15 protein-coding genes, 1 tRNA gene and 1 pseudogene are annotated in these 14,234 nt (G+C 64.1%); 13 read left to right on the top strand and 4 right to left on the bottom strand.

What is annotated here, in order from left to right; genetic code table 11:
* The first annotated feature begins 189 nt into the window (after positions 1-189).
* From ruvB to queC, 10 genes are all read left to right on the top strand, one after another.
* Entirely contained in the window at positions 190-1,230 is a 1,041-nt protein-coding gene (gene ruvB / locus R1L06_RS16920; protein ID WP_010481595.1) for a Holliday junction branch migration DNA helicase RuvB, read from the top strand.
* A complete protein-coding gene (ybgC, locus tag R1L06_RS16915) occupies positions 1,220-1,651 on the top strand; it encodes a tol-pal system-associated acyl-CoA thioesterase (protein ID WP_071229045.1) in 432 nt (143 codons plus the stop codon). Before ruvB ends, ybgC begins: the two co-directional genes overlap by 11 nt.
* Positions 1,652-1,661: 10 nt before the next feature.
* Complete coding sequence (gene tolQ, locus R1L06_RS16910) at positions 1,662-2,441, top strand: protein TolQ (protein ID WP_006438802.1); 780 nt, start codon at positions 1,662-1,664, stop codon at positions 2,439-2,441.
* A gap of 24 nt (positions 2,442-2,465) precedes the next feature.
* The gene (gene tolR / locus R1L06_RS16905) at positions 2,466-2,894 is read left to right on the top strand and encodes a protein TolR (RefSeq protein WP_049400778.1); all 429 of its coding nucleotides are present in this window, start codon (positions 2,466-2,468) and stop codon (positions 2,892-2,894) included.
* Positions 2,884-3,939 (top strand): cell envelope integrity protein TolA, encoded by a 1,056-nt coding sequence (tolA, locus tag R1L06_RS16900; protein ID WP_005410750.1) that lies wholly within the window; start codon positions 2,884-2,886, stop codon positions 3,937-3,939. The genes tolR and tolA overlap by 11 nt, the downstream gene beginning before the upstream one ends.
* A gap of 284 nt (positions 3,940-4,223) precedes the next feature.
* Complete coding sequence (gene tolB / locus R1L06_RS16895) at positions 4,224-5,543, top strand: Tol-Pal system beta propeller repeat protein TolB (protein WP_317218275.1); 1,320 nt, start codon at positions 4,224-4,226, stop codon at positions 5,541-5,543.
* Positions 5,544-5,607: 64 nt separating this feature from the next.
* Positions 5,608-6,126, top strand: coding sequence for a peptidoglycan-associated lipoprotein Pal (pal, locus tag R1L06_RS16890; protein WP_032128527.1), 519 nt, complete (start codon positions 5,608-5,610; stop codon positions 6,124-6,126).
* A gap of 3 nt (positions 6,127-6,129) precedes the next feature.
* A complete protein-coding gene (ybgF, locus tag R1L06_RS16885) occupies positions 6,130-6,948 on the top strand; it encodes a tol-pal system protein YbgF (RefSeq protein WP_317218274.1) in 819 nt (272 codons plus the stop codon).
* 237 nt (positions 6,949-7,185) lie between these two features.
* Positions 7,186-7,887 (top strand): 7-carboxy-7-deazaguanine synthase QueE, encoded by a 702-nt coding sequence (queE, locus tag R1L06_RS16880; RefSeq protein WP_317218273.1) that lies wholly within the window; start codon positions 7,186-7,188, stop codon positions 7,885-7,887.
* Between the two features lie 78 nt (positions 7,888-7,965).
* Positions 7,966-8,631 (top strand): 7-cyano-7-deazaguanine synthase QueC, encoded by a 666-nt coding sequence (queC, locus tag R1L06_RS16875; protein ID WP_049422913.1) that lies wholly within the window; start codon positions 7,966-7,968, stop codon positions 8,629-8,631.
* A 52-nt stretch (positions 8,632-8,683) separates the two neighbouring features.
* Here the strand turns inward: queC and R1L06_RS16870 are convergent, their stop codons facing one another.
* Positions 8,684-9,640, bottom strand: a complete 957-nt coding sequence (locus tag R1L06_RS16870; RefSeq protein ID WP_317218272.1) for a DUF2268 domain-containing putative Zn-dependent protease — start codon at positions 9,638-9,640, stop codon at positions 8,684-8,686.
* A 177-nt stretch (positions 9,641-9,817) separates the two neighbouring features.
* Between R1L06_RS16870 and R1L06_RS16865 the strand changes: the two genes are divergently transcribed.
* Positions 9,818-9,893 (top strand) — tRNA-Lys (locus R1L06_RS16865).
* A 73-nt stretch (positions 9,894-9,966) separates the two neighbouring features.
* On the opposite strand, the pseudogene R1L06_RS16860 reads toward R1L06_RS16865, so the two are convergent.
* Together R1L06_RS16860 and R1L06_RS20515 are read right to left on the bottom strand one after the other, a co-directional pair.
* Positions 9,967-11,020 (bottom strand): annotated as a pseudogene (locus R1L06_RS16860) (tyrosine-type recombinase/integrase).
* A complete protein-coding gene (locus R1L06_RS20515; RefSeq protein ID WP_223276989.1) occupies positions 11,020-11,232 on the bottom strand; it encodes a DUF4224 domain-containing protein in 213 nt (70 codons plus the stop codon). Before R1L06_RS20515 ends, R1L06_RS16860 begins: the two are co-directional and overlap by 1 nt.
* A 113-nt stretch (positions 11,233-11,345) precedes the next feature.
* Between R1L06_RS20515 and R1L06_RS16855 the strand changes: the two genes are divergently transcribed.
* Positions 11,346-11,681 (top strand): hypothetical protein, encoded by a 336-nt coding sequence (locus R1L06_RS16855; RefSeq protein ID WP_317218271.1) that lies wholly within the window; start codon positions 11,346-11,348, stop codon positions 11,679-11,681.
* Positions 11,682-12,401: 720 nt separating this feature from the next.
* Here R1L06_RS16855 and R1L06_RS16850 read toward each other — a convergent pair.
* Positions 12,402-13,292 (bottom strand): SEL1-like repeat protein, encoded by an 891-nt coding sequence (locus R1L06_RS16850; RefSeq protein WP_317218270.1) that lies wholly within the window; start codon positions 13,290-13,292, stop codon positions 12,402-12,404.
* A gap of 595 nt (positions 13,293-13,887) precedes the next feature.
* Here R1L06_RS16850 and R1L06_RS16845 point away from each other — a divergent pair.
* A complete protein-coding gene (locus R1L06_RS16845) occupies positions 13,888-14,133 on the top strand; it encodes a hypothetical protein (protein ID WP_317218269.1) in 246 nt (81 codons plus the stop codon).
* Positions 14,134-14,234: the final 101 nt, after the last annotated feature.

Genomic DNA, 14,234 nt, shown 5'->3' with positions numbered 1-14,234 from the left:
GTGAGCCGCATGGATGCGGCGACCGAGCTTACATGGACGTACTTGCAGCGTCCCCCGCAAGCGGACCCACCCCGCCATTCCCCAGGAAGCCCGCTTCGGCTGTTGCTTTGGATGTTGCCGTTGCCGTTGCCTCTGCGGGTGCCGGGCGCAGCCCGGCCGAAACCCGTACTTTTGCCGCATAATCAGCACATGACCGACGACCGCATCATCGGCGCCGGCGCCACCCGCGAGGATGACGCCGCCGACGCCAGCATCCGCCCCAAGCGCCTTGCCGACTACCTCGGCCAGGTGCCGGTGCGCGAGCAGATGGAGATCTACATCCAGGCGGCCAAGGGGCGCGGCGACGCGCTCGACCACGTGCTGATCTTCGGGCCGCCCGGCCTGGGCAAGACCACCCTCAGCCATGTCATCGCCAACGAACTGGGCGTGGCCCTGCGGGTCACCTCCGGCCCGGTGATCGAGAAGGCCGGCGACCTCGCCGCGCTGCTGACCAACCTGCAGCCGCACGATGTGCTGTTCATCGACGAGATCCATCGCCTGTCGCCGGTGGTGGAGGAAGTGCTGTACCCGGCGATGGAAGATTTCCAGATCGACATCATGATCGGCGAGGGCCCCGCCGCCCGCTCGATCAAGATCGACCTGCCGCCGTTCACCCTGATCGGTGCCACCACCCGTGCTGGCCTTCTGACCGCGCCGTTGCGCGACCGCTTCGGCATCGTCCAGCGCCTGGAGTTCTACAGCGTCGAGGAGCTGACCCGGATCGTGCGCCGCTCGGCAGCCATCCTGGCCATCGACTGCACGGCCGATGGGGCAGGGGAGATCGCGCGCCGCGCGCGTGGCACCCCGCGTATCGCCAACCGCCTGCTGCGCCGCGTGCGCGACTATGCGCAGGTGAAGGCCGGCGGCCACATCGACGAGGCCGTGGCCCAGGCCGCGATGAAGATGCTCAAGGTCGACCCGGAGGGCTTCGACGAGCTTGACCGGCGCCTGCTCAAGACCATGGTCGACTACTTCGACGGCGGCCCGGTCGGCATCGAATCGCTGGCGGCGGCGCTGTCTGAAGAGCGCGGCACGCTGGAAGACGTGGTCGAGCCGTACCTGATCCAGCAGGGCTTCCTGGTGCGCACCGCGCGTGGCCGCATGGCCACCCACAAGGCCTACCGGCACATGGGCCTGAAGCCGAAGAACCCGCCGCAGGACCTGTTCGCGGAGGTTCCCGATGTCGGTTGAGCCCCGATTCAGTTGGCCGACACGCATTTACTGGGAAGATACCGACGCAGGTGGCGTGGTCTACCACGCCCGCTACGTGGCCTTCATGGAACGGGCCCGGACCGAATGGATGCGTGCGCTGGGCTACGGCCAGGAGCGCATGCGCGCCGAGCACGGGATGGTCTTCGCGGTGCGCTCGATGCAGATGGATTTCATCAAGCCGGCAAGGCTGGATGACACCCTGCAGGTGAGTGCCCGTCTGGTCCAGCTGAAGAAGGCCAGCATGGTCTTCGACCAGCAGATCCTGCGCGACGGCGAGCTGCTGCTGTCGGCGCAGGTCCGCATCGCCGCACTGGAAGCGGCCAGTTTCCGCCCGCGTGGCATGGACGAGGCCGTCCTTGCCGTGCTGCAACCCCACCTCCACCCCGAATCCGAACACTGAGGAACAACGGATGATCGCAACGCTCCTGGCCCTGCAGGCCACGGTCACCGAGGCACTGCCGGCCGATGTCAGCAACGCCGCGACACAGACCCTTGCCCAGGCCACCACCGGCGGCGGCATCAACTACCTCGAACTGATGGCCAAGGCCAGCCTGCCGGTGAAGATCATCGTGCTGCTGCTGCTGGTCGGCTCGTTCGTCAGCTGGGTGATCATTTTCCGCAAGGCCCGCGTGTTCAAGCAGGCCACCCGCGAAGCCGACGAGTTCGAGAACCGCTTCTGGTCCGGTGCGGACCTGGGCAAGCTGTACAGCTCGGCCACCGACCGCAGCCGCAATGTCGGCGGCCTGGAAGCCATCTTCGAAGCCGGCTTCCGCGAGTACACCCGCCTGCGCGACAAGCGCCGCCTGGACGGTCGCGCCCAGCTGGAAGGCGCACAGCGTGCCATGCGCACCACTTACACCCGCGAAGTGGACCAGCTTGAGCGCAACCTGGAACTGCTGGCCAACATCGGCTCGACCGCGCCTTACGTGGGCCTGGTCGGTACCGTGTTCGGCATCATGGTGACCATGCACGACATGATCAGCAGCGGTGCGCAGGCCGGCATCGCCGCCGTCGCGCCGGGCATCTCCGAGGCACTGTTCGCCACCGCCATCGGCCTGTTCGTGGCGATCCCGGCGGTGTGGGCCTACAACCGCTTCACCACGCGCGTGGAGCGCATGTCGGTGCGGTTCGAGACCTTCGCCGAAGAGTTCAGCTCCATCCTGCAGCGCCAGAGCGCTGGCGACGAGTAAGCGCCTGACCCGGGAGTCCAAGCCATGTCCGCTGCCATCGGTCGCCGCAAGCGCCGCAAGCTGAAATCGGAAATCAACGTCGTTCCCTACATCGACGTCATGCTGGTGCTGCTGATCATCTTCATGGTCACCGCACCGCTGCTCACCCTGAGCTTCGACGTCGACCTGCCGCAGTCCAACGCCAAGGCGCTGGAGAGCAAGCAGGATCCGGTGATCGTCTCGGTGCGCCAGGACGGCCAGCTCAGCCTGAAGCTGCCCGACGCCAAGGACCCGACCGCCGTGTCGGCCGAGGAACTGGAAGGCCGTCTGGCCGGCATCGCCGCCCAGGACAAGGGCGTGCGCGTGATCGTCGCCGCCGACCGCGCCGTGGCCTATGAAAAGGTCATTGCTGCGATGGATGTGATCAAGCGCGCCAAGGTAGACAAGGTAGGCCTGGCCACCGATGCACGCTGACGCCCTGCCACCCCCGCATCAGCGCGAACCCGGCTGGGGCCTGCCCCTGGCGCTGGCGTTGCTGGTGCACCTGCTGGTCGCGCTGGTGTTCATCGTGGCCTGGTTCTGGTCGCCCGAGCGCAACACCGATGCCGCCGCCGGCGATCCCTCGGTCGAGGCCAGCCTGGCGCTGTCCGCGTCCGAGGCCTCCGCCGCGCGCCAGGCCCTGCGCCAGTCGGAGAAGCTGGAGGACCTGCCGCCGCCAGTCGCCGAGCCGATCCCGGTGCCGGAAGACACCATCCCGCCGCCGCAGCCGATTCCCGAGCCGCGCCCGCAGGACGCCCCCACGCCGCAGCAGCAACAGGCGCAGGAGCGTGTCGCGCAGCCAGACACCAAGGACCAGGAAGCGGTGAGCGCGCTGGCCATCTCGCAGGAGAAGGCCAAGCAGGAACAGGAAGCCAAGCGCCGCCAAGAACAGATCGACCTGACCGAACGCAAGCGCCAGGAAGAAGCGGAGCAGAAGCTGCGCCTGGCCAAGCAGCAGGAAGCGGACGAAAAGAAGAAGCAGGCCGAGCAGGAGCGCGTGGCGGCTGACAAGGCCGAGGCCGAGAAGCAGAAGAAGATCGCCGAGATCCGTGCCCGCCGCGAGCAGGCCGAGAAGGAAGCCAAGCTGGCCGAGCAGAAGCTGCGCCAGGTGGCAGCCGCGCGTAATGCTGCCGGCAGTGCCGCTGCCGGTTCCAGCGGTGCCTCCCAGCCGGCCGCCGGTGGCGGTGGCAACAGCGATGATCTTTCGGCCAAGTACGCGGCCGCGATCCAGGCCAAGGTGCTGTCGCAGTGGGTGCGCCCGGATACGGTGCCGCTCGGCCAGCGTTGCCAGATCACCATCACCCAGATTCCGGGGGGCACGGTGATGCAGGCCAAGGTCAGCCCGAACTGCCCGTACGACGAGGCCGGCAAGCGTTCGATCGAGGCCGCCGTGCTCAACGCGCAGCCGCTGCCGTACCGCGGCTTCGAGTCTGTGTTCGCACGCACGCTCAACTTCACCTTTACCGCCCAGGATCGCTGAGGCGGGCAGGGCAAGGTGGCTCTCGGGTCACCTGCGCCCACGGATGTCGCGCTTGCCTCTGGCGGGCCCGGTTTCAGCCGGGCAGGCTGGGGGCTGCTGTGGAATACCACCCTGCGGGGCGGTGTGGCCGGGGCAGGCGGTGCGATGTTAGCCACGACGTTAACGGTGCGTGAGAGGACGGGCTGGAACTGACCCGGAATTCACGTACCCTTGGTTCATGATTGCGAAGCGGTTCACTCCCGCTTTGCTATCCCTCGTTCCGGTTTCCCCCTATTGAGCGCTCCATGAAAAAGATGCCTCGCTGGCTTGCCGTGTTTGCGGCCCTGTTGCTGCCCTTTGCTGCCGTCGCGCAGCAGAAGGGGCTGGATATCGACATCATCGGCGGCAATGCCTCCGCGCTGCCGATCACCATCGTGCCGATGCCCTACCAGGGTTCGGCGGCTGCACCGCAGACCGACGTCGCCGGCGTGGTCCGCGCCGACCTCGAGCGTTCGGGCCAGTTCCGCACGCTGCCGGAAGCACAGATCGTCGAAAAGCCCGTGCGGGGCGGCGACATCCAGTTCGCCACCTGGCGCGCGCTGAAGCAGAACTACATCGTGGTCGGCCGCGTGCTCGACGCCGGTGCCGGCGCCTACCGTGTCGAGTACGAACTGTTCGACGTACCGAAGGGCGAGCGCCTGCTGGGCCTGGCGATGACCGCCCGTGGCAACGCCATGCGTGACGTCGCCCACCAGATGGCCGACGCCATCTACGAGAAGATCACCGGTGTCCGTGGCGCCTTCTGGACCCGCATCGCCTACGTGACCGCCAGCGGCAAGGGCGACGCCATGCGCTACGCGCTGATGGTGGCCGACTCCGATGGCTACAACCCGCAGACCATCGTGCGTTCGGCCGAGCCGCTGCTGTCGCCGTCGTGGAGCCCGGATGGCAGCAAGCTGGCCTACGTCAGCTTCGAGCGTGGCAATTCGGCCATCTACATCCAGAACATCGGCACCGGTGCGCGTGAGCTGGTCACCAGCTTCCGCGGCATCAACAGCGCCCCGGCGTTCTCGCCGGACGGCCGCAAGCTGGCCCTGACCCTGTCGCGTTCGGGTAACCCGGAAATCTACGTGATGGACCTGGGCAGCAAGCAGCTGGCCCAGCTGACCAACCACTTCGCCATCGATACCGAGCCGACCTGGGCACCGGACGGCAGCGCGGTGTACTTCACCTCCGACCGCGGCGGCCGTCCGCAGGTCTACAAGGTCGGTGCGGGCGGCGGCAGCGCCGAGCGCGTGACCTTCCAGGGCAACTACAATGCCAAGCCCTCGGTGTCCTACGATGGCAAGAAGATCGCCGTCGCCCAGGGCTCGGGCAACAGCTACAAGATCGCGATGATGGACAGCTCGCTGGGTTCGCCCCGCTGGAGCACGCTGTCCCCGGGTTCGCTGGATGAATCTCCGAGCTTTGCGCCCAACGCAAGCATGGTGTTGTACGCCGCCCGCGAGGGTGGCCGTGGTGTGCTGTACGCCGTTTCTGCCGATGCGCGCGTGCGCCAGCGGTTGGTTCTGGCTGACGGAGATGTGCGCGAACCGGCATGGTCCCCATACCGTACCCAGCGCTAAAAGAGTGTTAATATTTTCGCTGTCTTGAACCCCTCATCGGCCTAGGAGCCACAAAGGTATTGCCATGAACAAGTCCACCCGCGTTCTGCTTGTTTCCCTGCTGTCTGTGGCCGTCCTGGCCGGTTGCTCGAAGAAGGTGAAGGAAGAGCCGGCAGCCCCGGTTGACACCGGCACCTCGACCACCACCCCGACCGCTCCGTCGACCTCCGGCCTGTACGGCCCGGGCGACCTGGACACCGACGCTTGCCTGCGCCAGCGCGTTGTCTACTTCGACCTGGACAAGGAAGACGTGAAGCCGGAATTCCAGGCCATCATGGCGTGCCACGCCAAGTACCTGCGTGACCGTCCGTCCTCGCGCATCACCCTGCAGGGCCACACCGACGAGCGCGGTTCGCGCGCGTACAACCAGGCCCTGGGCGAGCGTCGTGGCAACGGCGTCAACTCGGCCCTGCAGGCCAACGGTGGCTCGGCTTCGCAGCTGACCGTCGTGTCCTACGGTGAAGAGCGTCCGGTCTGCACCGAGTCGAACGAGTCCTGCTGGTCGCAGAACCGTCGCGTCGAAATCGTCTACACCGCGCAGTAATCCATGCGTATTGGCATCAAACTGATGCTGGTCGTTGCGGCAGCCCTCGTGGCTGCCGCACCGGCGCATGCACAGCGACAGAGCCTGGCCGACCGCGTTGGCGCGATCGAGCAGCAGATGTACAACAACAGTGCCAACCAGGACCTGTTGAACCAGATCAATCAGCTGCGGCAGCAGGTCATCAGCCTGCAGGCCTCGATCGAGCAGTTGCAGCACGACAACGCCCAGCTCAAGCAGTCCGCCCAGGACCAGTACCTGGATCTGGACAGCCGCCTGAACCGGTTGGAAGGGGGCAATGCCGCCCCGGCCCTGCCGCCCGTTCCGGCGAGCGCGCCGAAGGCCGCCCCGGCCCCGGCAAAACCCGCAGTGGCGGCCACTTCCGAGCGGCCGCCTTCCGTCCATGGTGATGCCGGCAGCCTTGCCGCCACCGGCGACGAGCGCACCTCCTACAACGTCGCCTTCGATTTGCTGAAGGCCGGCAAGTACGATGATTCGGCGCAGCTGTTCCTGAGCTTCCTGCAGCTGTACCCGAACGGCATCTATGCGCCGAATGCGCTGTACTGGCTGGGCGAGAGCTACTACGCCACCCGCAATTTCCCGATGGCCGAGACCCAGTTCCGTGAACTGCTCTCGCGCTATCCGACCCACGACAAGGCCGCAGGCGGCCTGCTCAAGGTTGGCCTCTCGCAGTATGGCGAGGGCAAGGTCGACCAGGCCCAGCAGACGCTGGAGACCGTCGTGGCGCAGTACCCCGGCTCGGACGCCGCGCGCACCGCGCAGGACCGCCTGCAGTCGATCCGCCTCGGCAAGCAGATCCGCTGATCCGCTGACCGGGCGTACAATGGGTGCCCTGTAGAGCCGAGCCCACGCTCGGCTGCTTTCGTTTCCGGACCGGCAAACCCGCCCGGATCCGGTAGCGCCGGGCCATGCCCGGCGGCCTGCATTACCGGCTGGGCCACACCCGACCGGCTGCAGTTGTAGAGCCGAGCCATGCTCGGCTGCTTTCGTTACCGGCCACGGTAGCCCACCCGCCACGTGTCCCACCAAGAAGTCCCCGCCATGACCGCCGTTACCTCGTCCAGCGCCGCCGCCACGCCCAGTGAGATCGTGCAGTCGCCTCTGCCACGCCTGAAGATCACCGAGATCTTCACCTCGCTGCAGGGCGAAGCCGATACCGCCGGCTGGCCGACCGTGTTCGTGCGCCTGACCGGCTGCCCGCTGCGTTGCCAGTACTGCGACACCGCCTATGCCTTCCATGGCGGCACCTGGTGGGACATCGACGACATCGTGGCCGAGGTGCTGGCCCAGGGCGTGCGCCACGTCTGCGTGACCGGTGGCGAGCCGCTGGCACAGAAGCGCTGCCTGGTACTGCTGCAGAAGCTGTGCGACGCAGGCATGGATGTCTCGCTGGAAACCTCCGGTGCGCTGGACGTCAGCGCCGTGGACTCCCGGGTATCGCGCGTGGTCGACATCAAGAGCCCGGGTTCGGCCGAAGTGGCGCGCAACCGCTGGGACAACCTGCCGTTGCTGACCGCCCGCGACCAGATCAAGTTCGTCATCTGCAGCCGCGAGGATTACGACTGGGCCAAGTCCCTGTTGGCCGAGCACGATCTGGTGAAGCGTTGCACCGTGTTCTTCTCGCCGAGCAAGGGTGAGATCACCGCGCGCCAGCTGGCCGACTGGATCGTCGAGGACCGGCTGCCGGTGCGCTTCCAGATGCAGTTGCATAAAATCCTGTGGAACGACGAGCCGGGCCGATGAGCCCAGGCAGCGTTCCCTGATGTAGCTCCGGCGCGGGACAGCGTGCTGGCTTTCCCCTCCCAACCGGATGTTTTACCCATGAAGAAGGCAGTCGTGCTTCTCTCCGGCGGCATGGATTCAGCCGCCGTCATCGCCATGGCCCAGGAACAGGGCTTCGCCGTGCATGCCCTGAGCGTGCGCTACGGCCAGCGCCACACCTCCGAACTGGATGCCGCCGCCCGCGTGGCCAAGGCCCAGGGCGTTATCGCGCACAAGACCGTGGACGTGGACCTGCGCAGCATCGGCGGCTCGGCGTTGACCGACGACATCGACGTGCCCGAGGCCGGCGGTGCCGGCATTCCGGTCACCTACGTGCCGGCACGCAACACCATCATGCTGTCGCTGGCGTTGGGCTGGGCCGAAGTGCTCGGCGCCAACGACATCTTCTGCGGCGTCAACGCCGTGGACTACTCCGGCTACCCGGACTGCCGTCCCGAGTTCGTGGCCGCGTTCCAGGCGCTGGCCAACCTGGCCACCAAGTCGGGCGTGGAAGGCGCGGGCATCAAGGTGCACGCACCGCTGCAGTTCCTCAGCAAGGGCCAGATCGTCAGCGAAGGCGTGCGCCTGGGCGTGGACTTCGGCCTGACCGTGTCCTGCTACAACGCCGACGCCAACGGCGCCGCCTGCGGCCACTGCGATGCCTGCCGCCTGCGCGCGCAGGGCTTCACCGAGGCCGGCGTAGCCGACCCGACGCTGTACGCCTGACCGCGCAATCACTCTCTCGGTGGGTGCGAACCGTTGGTTCGCACTCCTTGGCCTACCGCTGCCGCAACCACCCCGACGCGTCAATAAACGCCCGCACTGCCTCCGGATCGGCATAGTCCAGTTCGATCATCCGCGCGATCCCCGCCTTCTCATCGGCCTGCTGCCGCATGTACCCCTGCGCGATGCGATACCCGGCGTAGTACCCCACATCACTCACCCCGAACGGATTGCGGGCGCTGTTGTAGAGCCAGTTGTCGAGATTTTCCCCGTTCATCTCAGCAATGAAGCGCGTGCGGATTTCCGCTTCGTGAGTTGCGCCGTAGTCGTAGAAGGGTAATGCCGGCCGGCGCCCGCTCAGCCGCTCCGCCACATACTCGGCCACACCCTCGCGCACTGCATACTGGGCCAGGCTGCCGGCGGTCTCGCGCTGCTGGGTATGCACGTACTCGTGCAGGTTGTTCTGCGCGTTGTTCGCTCCCGGACGGCTGTCGTAGAAGATCCGCAGGCGGCTGCGCATCGGCTCCGGCAGCTCGCTCACGTCCACGCGCTCATCGCCCAGCGCCATCTCCGCTCCGATCAGCACCTTGTCACCCAGTGTGGTGCCGCCGGTACGCAGAACACCGACCGCATAGGTGATGGTGGCGGGGCGCAGGGCGGGGTAGAGCGTCCGGAAGGCGGTCAGGTCCCGTTCCAGGGTGGCGCTGGCCTGCTGCGCGTTGGCGGTCAATGGCCGTACCGACGTCCAGAAGCGCGGCCACGTACGCATGGCCGTGGCGTATTCGCGGGCGGTGTAGTTGCGCACCTGCATCAGCGCATGCAGGCCGGGGCTGCCTGGATCGATGTAGCGCTCCTGCACCAGTGCGACCTGGCGTTCAACGTCGGGCTCGGTGCGCACGGCGTCATAGGTAGCCCAGAAGCGGCCGATATCATCAGTGACGACCTGGGGCGGGGCGGCCAGTGTTGCGCAGGGCAGCAGCAGGGCGGCAATGAGGCAGAAGGGCAGGCGCATCCGTGGCTCCGGGGAAGGATCACAGATGGGATGCGACGGAGGCCCGGAAGGTTTAAGCGGGCTCACCGGATCGGGTAGTGCCGGCCGCTGGCCGGCAACCTCATGCACCAGGGTTTCACCCGGCCCGGCAAAGTAGGGTAGAATGCCCACCCCGCCGAAAGGCTGGGGCAGTGCAATGGGCCGTTAGCTCAGTCGGTAGAGCAGAAGACTTTTAATCTTTTGGTCGAAGGTTCGAATCCTTCACGGCCCACCATTGCGACAGAAGGGTTTCGGAGCGATCCGGAGCCCTTTTTGTTTTTCCGCAATCGTCAGTCTTTTCCGCAAAATCACTTCGTCGGGGTTACGCGGTCGCCCTTACGCTTTCGCGTGTAGGTCTCGGTCATCACCACGGACGAGTGACCCAACTGTCGCTGCGCCTGGCGGATATCTGCCGCCGCGTCCGCTTTGTCAGTGCCGGCCTTAGCCCGCAGGTCCTGGAACTGGAAGGCCCCCTTGGCAACGCCTGCACGTGCGCGCGCTGCATCGAATCGGCTTCGCAGTTGGCCCTTGCTCAGCGGCTGGCCATACTCATCCAGCAGCAGCGCCGTGTGCACGATCACCGCACCTTTCTGCTTGCCGCGGCGCTTGAATGTCCTGGCACCGAAGCGCACCAGCAGCTCGGCCAGCTCACCCTCGATGGCAATGCGCAGCTTGTGCTTGGTCTTGCTCTGGCTGATATGCAGGAAGCCATCCCGCACGTCTCGCCGATCCATGCTGAGAGCATCGGACGGGCGCTGGCCAGTCAGGTAGGCCAGATCCAGCGCATCGCGCAGCGGCTGATCTGCTGCATCCCACACTGCCCGGTATACGTCATCCTCGACGTCCACATCGCGGCCCGCTTCGCCGTAACCACGCACGCCCTTGCAAGGGTTTTCCGCGTCGGTGAAGCCTCATTCCCTACACTTGTTCCACAGATGGCTGAGCAGCGCTTTCTCGCGGTTGGCGCTGACCATGGCCACCGTCCCGTTCTTCGTTCGCCAGTCCAGGTACTGCCGAACGTGAAGCGGCCGGATCTTCGCCAGCGGCGCTGGTGGATTGCAGAAGAATTCTTCCAGCTTCGCCAGTTCTGCCAGGTTGACCTTGGCCGTTGATGCGCGCTTCTTGGGGATAACCAATTGTTTGTAGCGAGCCGCTGCATCCCGGAAGGTCACGATCTCCGGAACAGCCGCTTCGGTCGCCATCAGCTCCGCCCACTTGCGAGCGGCCTCCGGGTAGCTTTTACCCAGCGGAGTTTCTCGCCGCGGCTTACCGCCATGGTCGAAGAAGTAATACGTGGCATTTTCCCCGCGGCCGCTTCCGCATGTGCGGGATCGCGCCCGGATCCTTTGAACGTCGTCCCATTACGCAGCGGGCCTCAATGCGTTGCTTGACCACCCACCTTCTACATCAGGTGCTTTCTTCGCTGACCCATCGACGGCCGACCACATCACCACCGGCCAGCCGGCAGCGTTGATGGTATGGGGGATTCCGTTCCGGGCCAGATTCTGGATCTGCCGACGCTTGGTGTGTGCGCCTGTCAGCTCCGCCACATCGCCGTGCGCGCCAGGGCGCATGATCTTGTCAGCCGTTGATACGGCGCACCTACACGGGCTCATCGATTGTGTTCGGCACGGTGTGGGTATACGACTCGGTTGTGACTGGAACACCGGGCAAGGAAGGAATCGAGGTGTACCGAGAGCACACCGGCGAACTGGCCTTCGCTTCCTGGGCGAAGCCCCTACGCATCATGGGCGTGACGACTGCTCCGTTCGGAGCGGCTGAGGGTGCCTACATGCAGGTCCCGGCTGGTCGGCGGTACGCGGTGATATCGTCTCGCTCGTGTCAGCGGATCGAGCGTGGCGTGGGCTTCCGCCTGACCGGGCCGCAGGGGGATGGGACCGGTGGGGGAAGTTCGGGGCGCTTCTACTACGCCGGCGCTGCCGCTTTGATCCCCCAGTCCGACAATGCGACGCAGTTCAGTGCATCCGGCCACTTCGTGCTGATCGACGTGACCGGCCACTAAGCTGCAGCGTCACGGCGACTGAACGACGGGGCGTGTCAGATTGCGCTCATGTGCTACTTCGCCCAGATCACTGCTGCTTACTAGGAGCTGGAGCACTAAGATCGACAAGCAAGAAAATGCCCCCTTGAATCAAGGGGGCAAAAGTGCTGTCGCGTGGGAGCTATGGATCAGCCGAACCCGCAGTCCACCATGGTGTCGTCGAAGGTCTCGCATCTGCGGATGCCGTTTGCCTCAGTACATGCGGTCCCTGTGCGAGGCCGAACAGTGCATTGCCCCCCTCCGAAGTCACCGCCGCCACCTACACCGCCACCGCCACCGCCACCACCTGGAGGGGTTCTTGTTTGAGGGATGGGGGGATCACCTATGTAATTTCCAGAATCATCAAGTGTGTATTTAACGCACGCGGTGCCGTTACATACGGTGATTGTGTCGCCAGATTGTGGCTTCTCGGGTGCGCTTACCTTAACGTAGTTCTTTATTTCACTTAAGGTTCTGTTGGTGGGGAACGGGGAGCCGAGGTCGCAACCTCCGCAAAGTATAGAGTAGTTTGCGGATGCTGCGCTAAATGACCCAAAGCTAATGGATAGTCCTGCGGTCAGTGTGACAATAATCAAAGCAGCGATCCATAATTTGGATATATTGCTTCTGCGGCTAGGTGTGGGGCTCTTCAAGTCATGCGCTGTTTCCACAATTAAGTCCCTTTTGTGGTGGATTTCTTGATTAGAGGCAACAATTCTGGGTTATTTGAATGGATAGTCTGTTTGCGATTTCAACCTCCCTCGATGAAAGTGATTTGGATTCTCGAGAAATCAACTCTTGAAGGCTTGGGTTGGGCGCAAGTGAGTAGGCGGACTTGAAGTATGCCAATGATTGGGAGGGGGATTTTTCGGTGAGGATGCCATTATCGAACGCGTTTCCAAGCGCCATCAAAGCATCTACGCTGCCTGTCGATGCGGCGTACTGAAGGTTTTGCATCGCCTCAATACGGTAGTTGGCTAGTCTTTCCGGATGAGATAGGTAATCTGAGCGATTTCCCAAGATGGATTTGGAATCCATCGCAAACATTATTTTTGCCTCAATCGATCCCTGGTCTGCAGCCCTCTTTAGCCACGGCTCGTATGAGAGTTCCGGATCGCTCAGCAATGCTTCGCAGTTGACAAGGTTTTTCTCAAGCGAGTTCTTGTATTGTTCTTCAATTCCCTGTGATCTGTAGATTTGAAGGAGGGATAGGGAGGGGGTGTCTAGCGCTGATTTGCACTGATTGACTGCTAGGTATATGTCATATGTCGCAGTTGCGTCCCCTGTTCTGGATCTCTGTAGGAGTGACTGTACATATTTCAGGGCGTCACCTTGAGGTGGCGATTGTGTTCGCGAAATCGAGTAAGCGTGGCCCCGATTTTGGATTACGACCTTAGGGTCAATTTTTGCTCTAGAAACGAGATGGGAGAGATCCTCGCGAACTGGCGACACTGAGGAGTGTTCAAGCTCCTCATTTTTTAAGCTTGTCGGTTGGGGGGCGAGATTATTTGTAGGTCGCATCGAGTATGCGACGACTGCGGCGGCTGCGAGTAGTGCGATGGCGATGCCTACGTAAGCTACGCTTCTTCTCATGCTGACATCCTCTTAAATACTTCTTTGGTGTCCTCATGCTCTGAACTCGGCTCCGTTTCGCCTTAGTTCTACATTTCGCGGACCAGGTCAATGCTTCTTTCTGATCGGGGCGTGCAAGAGAAGCGCATGGGGTGACTGTTGAATGGTCTGACGCTCTCAATCGGCAGTCAAAAATCCAATAGGGAACTTCCTTCCTCGCGTGTAGGGCTTTCCCTATACGTTGAGGTTGCAGGCCAATCAGCGCAGGTGGCTGACAGTGTGCCGGCTCTTCGGGCGGTTTGACCTCCCAGGATCCGGCCTGTGGGCAGCTCAACCCGGGGCGCGTGAGCGGCGCCGTGCCGGTACAGAGTCGAGCCAGGCTCGACCCTCGGATTCGGGCAAATTGACGATTTCGTCAAATCGGCCATGCAGGGCTTAACAATTCCTTCGTCCAACGATTCAGGCAGGTCGCCGCCGCGTTCGCAGGATCTGCGACGGCCTGCCGTAATCTCCCGGCCATGCCGCTCCCCGCCGACTTCTACTGGACGACTAGGTCGGCCAGCCACCCGAACGACACCCCGACTGTAATCGCCTGCCATGGGGTGTGGGGGGGGCCATGGCTGAACGGGTGAACGATGGAATCTGGATTGCCTCGCTGGACCGGCACCGGCACGGCCCGGGAGGTCCGTTCCGCTGGTGCAGCAGCTGCGAGCAAGGCCGGGCAGGGGCCGAGCTGTGGGTGGCCAGGCACGAGGCCCGGCTGCGCGAGGACGTCGCCTCGATCTTGGCGCGGCAGGAGAAGGTCCGGGGCAACCGGCTGGCCAAGGCCGACCAGGATCCGCCATTCGGATGGATGGGATAGCCCTTGTTGTGGCTGCTGGATGGGTTGGATATCCGTTCCGCAAAATTTCCGGGGCCTTTGCGGCCCAAGGCTTTCAAATGTCAGTTTCGAAGACTGTAGCG

It is taken from the genome of Stenotrophomonas mexicanensis, from assembly GCF_032911605.1.
In the GTDB taxonomy this organism is placed as follows: Bacteria; Pseudomonadota; Gammaproteobacteria; order Xanthomonadales; family Xanthomonadaceae; genus Stenotrophomonas; species Stenotrophomonas maltophilia_A.
The sequence above is the reverse complement of the archived record's forward strand: the minus strand, read 5'-3'. Positions and strand labels throughout refer to the sequence as shown.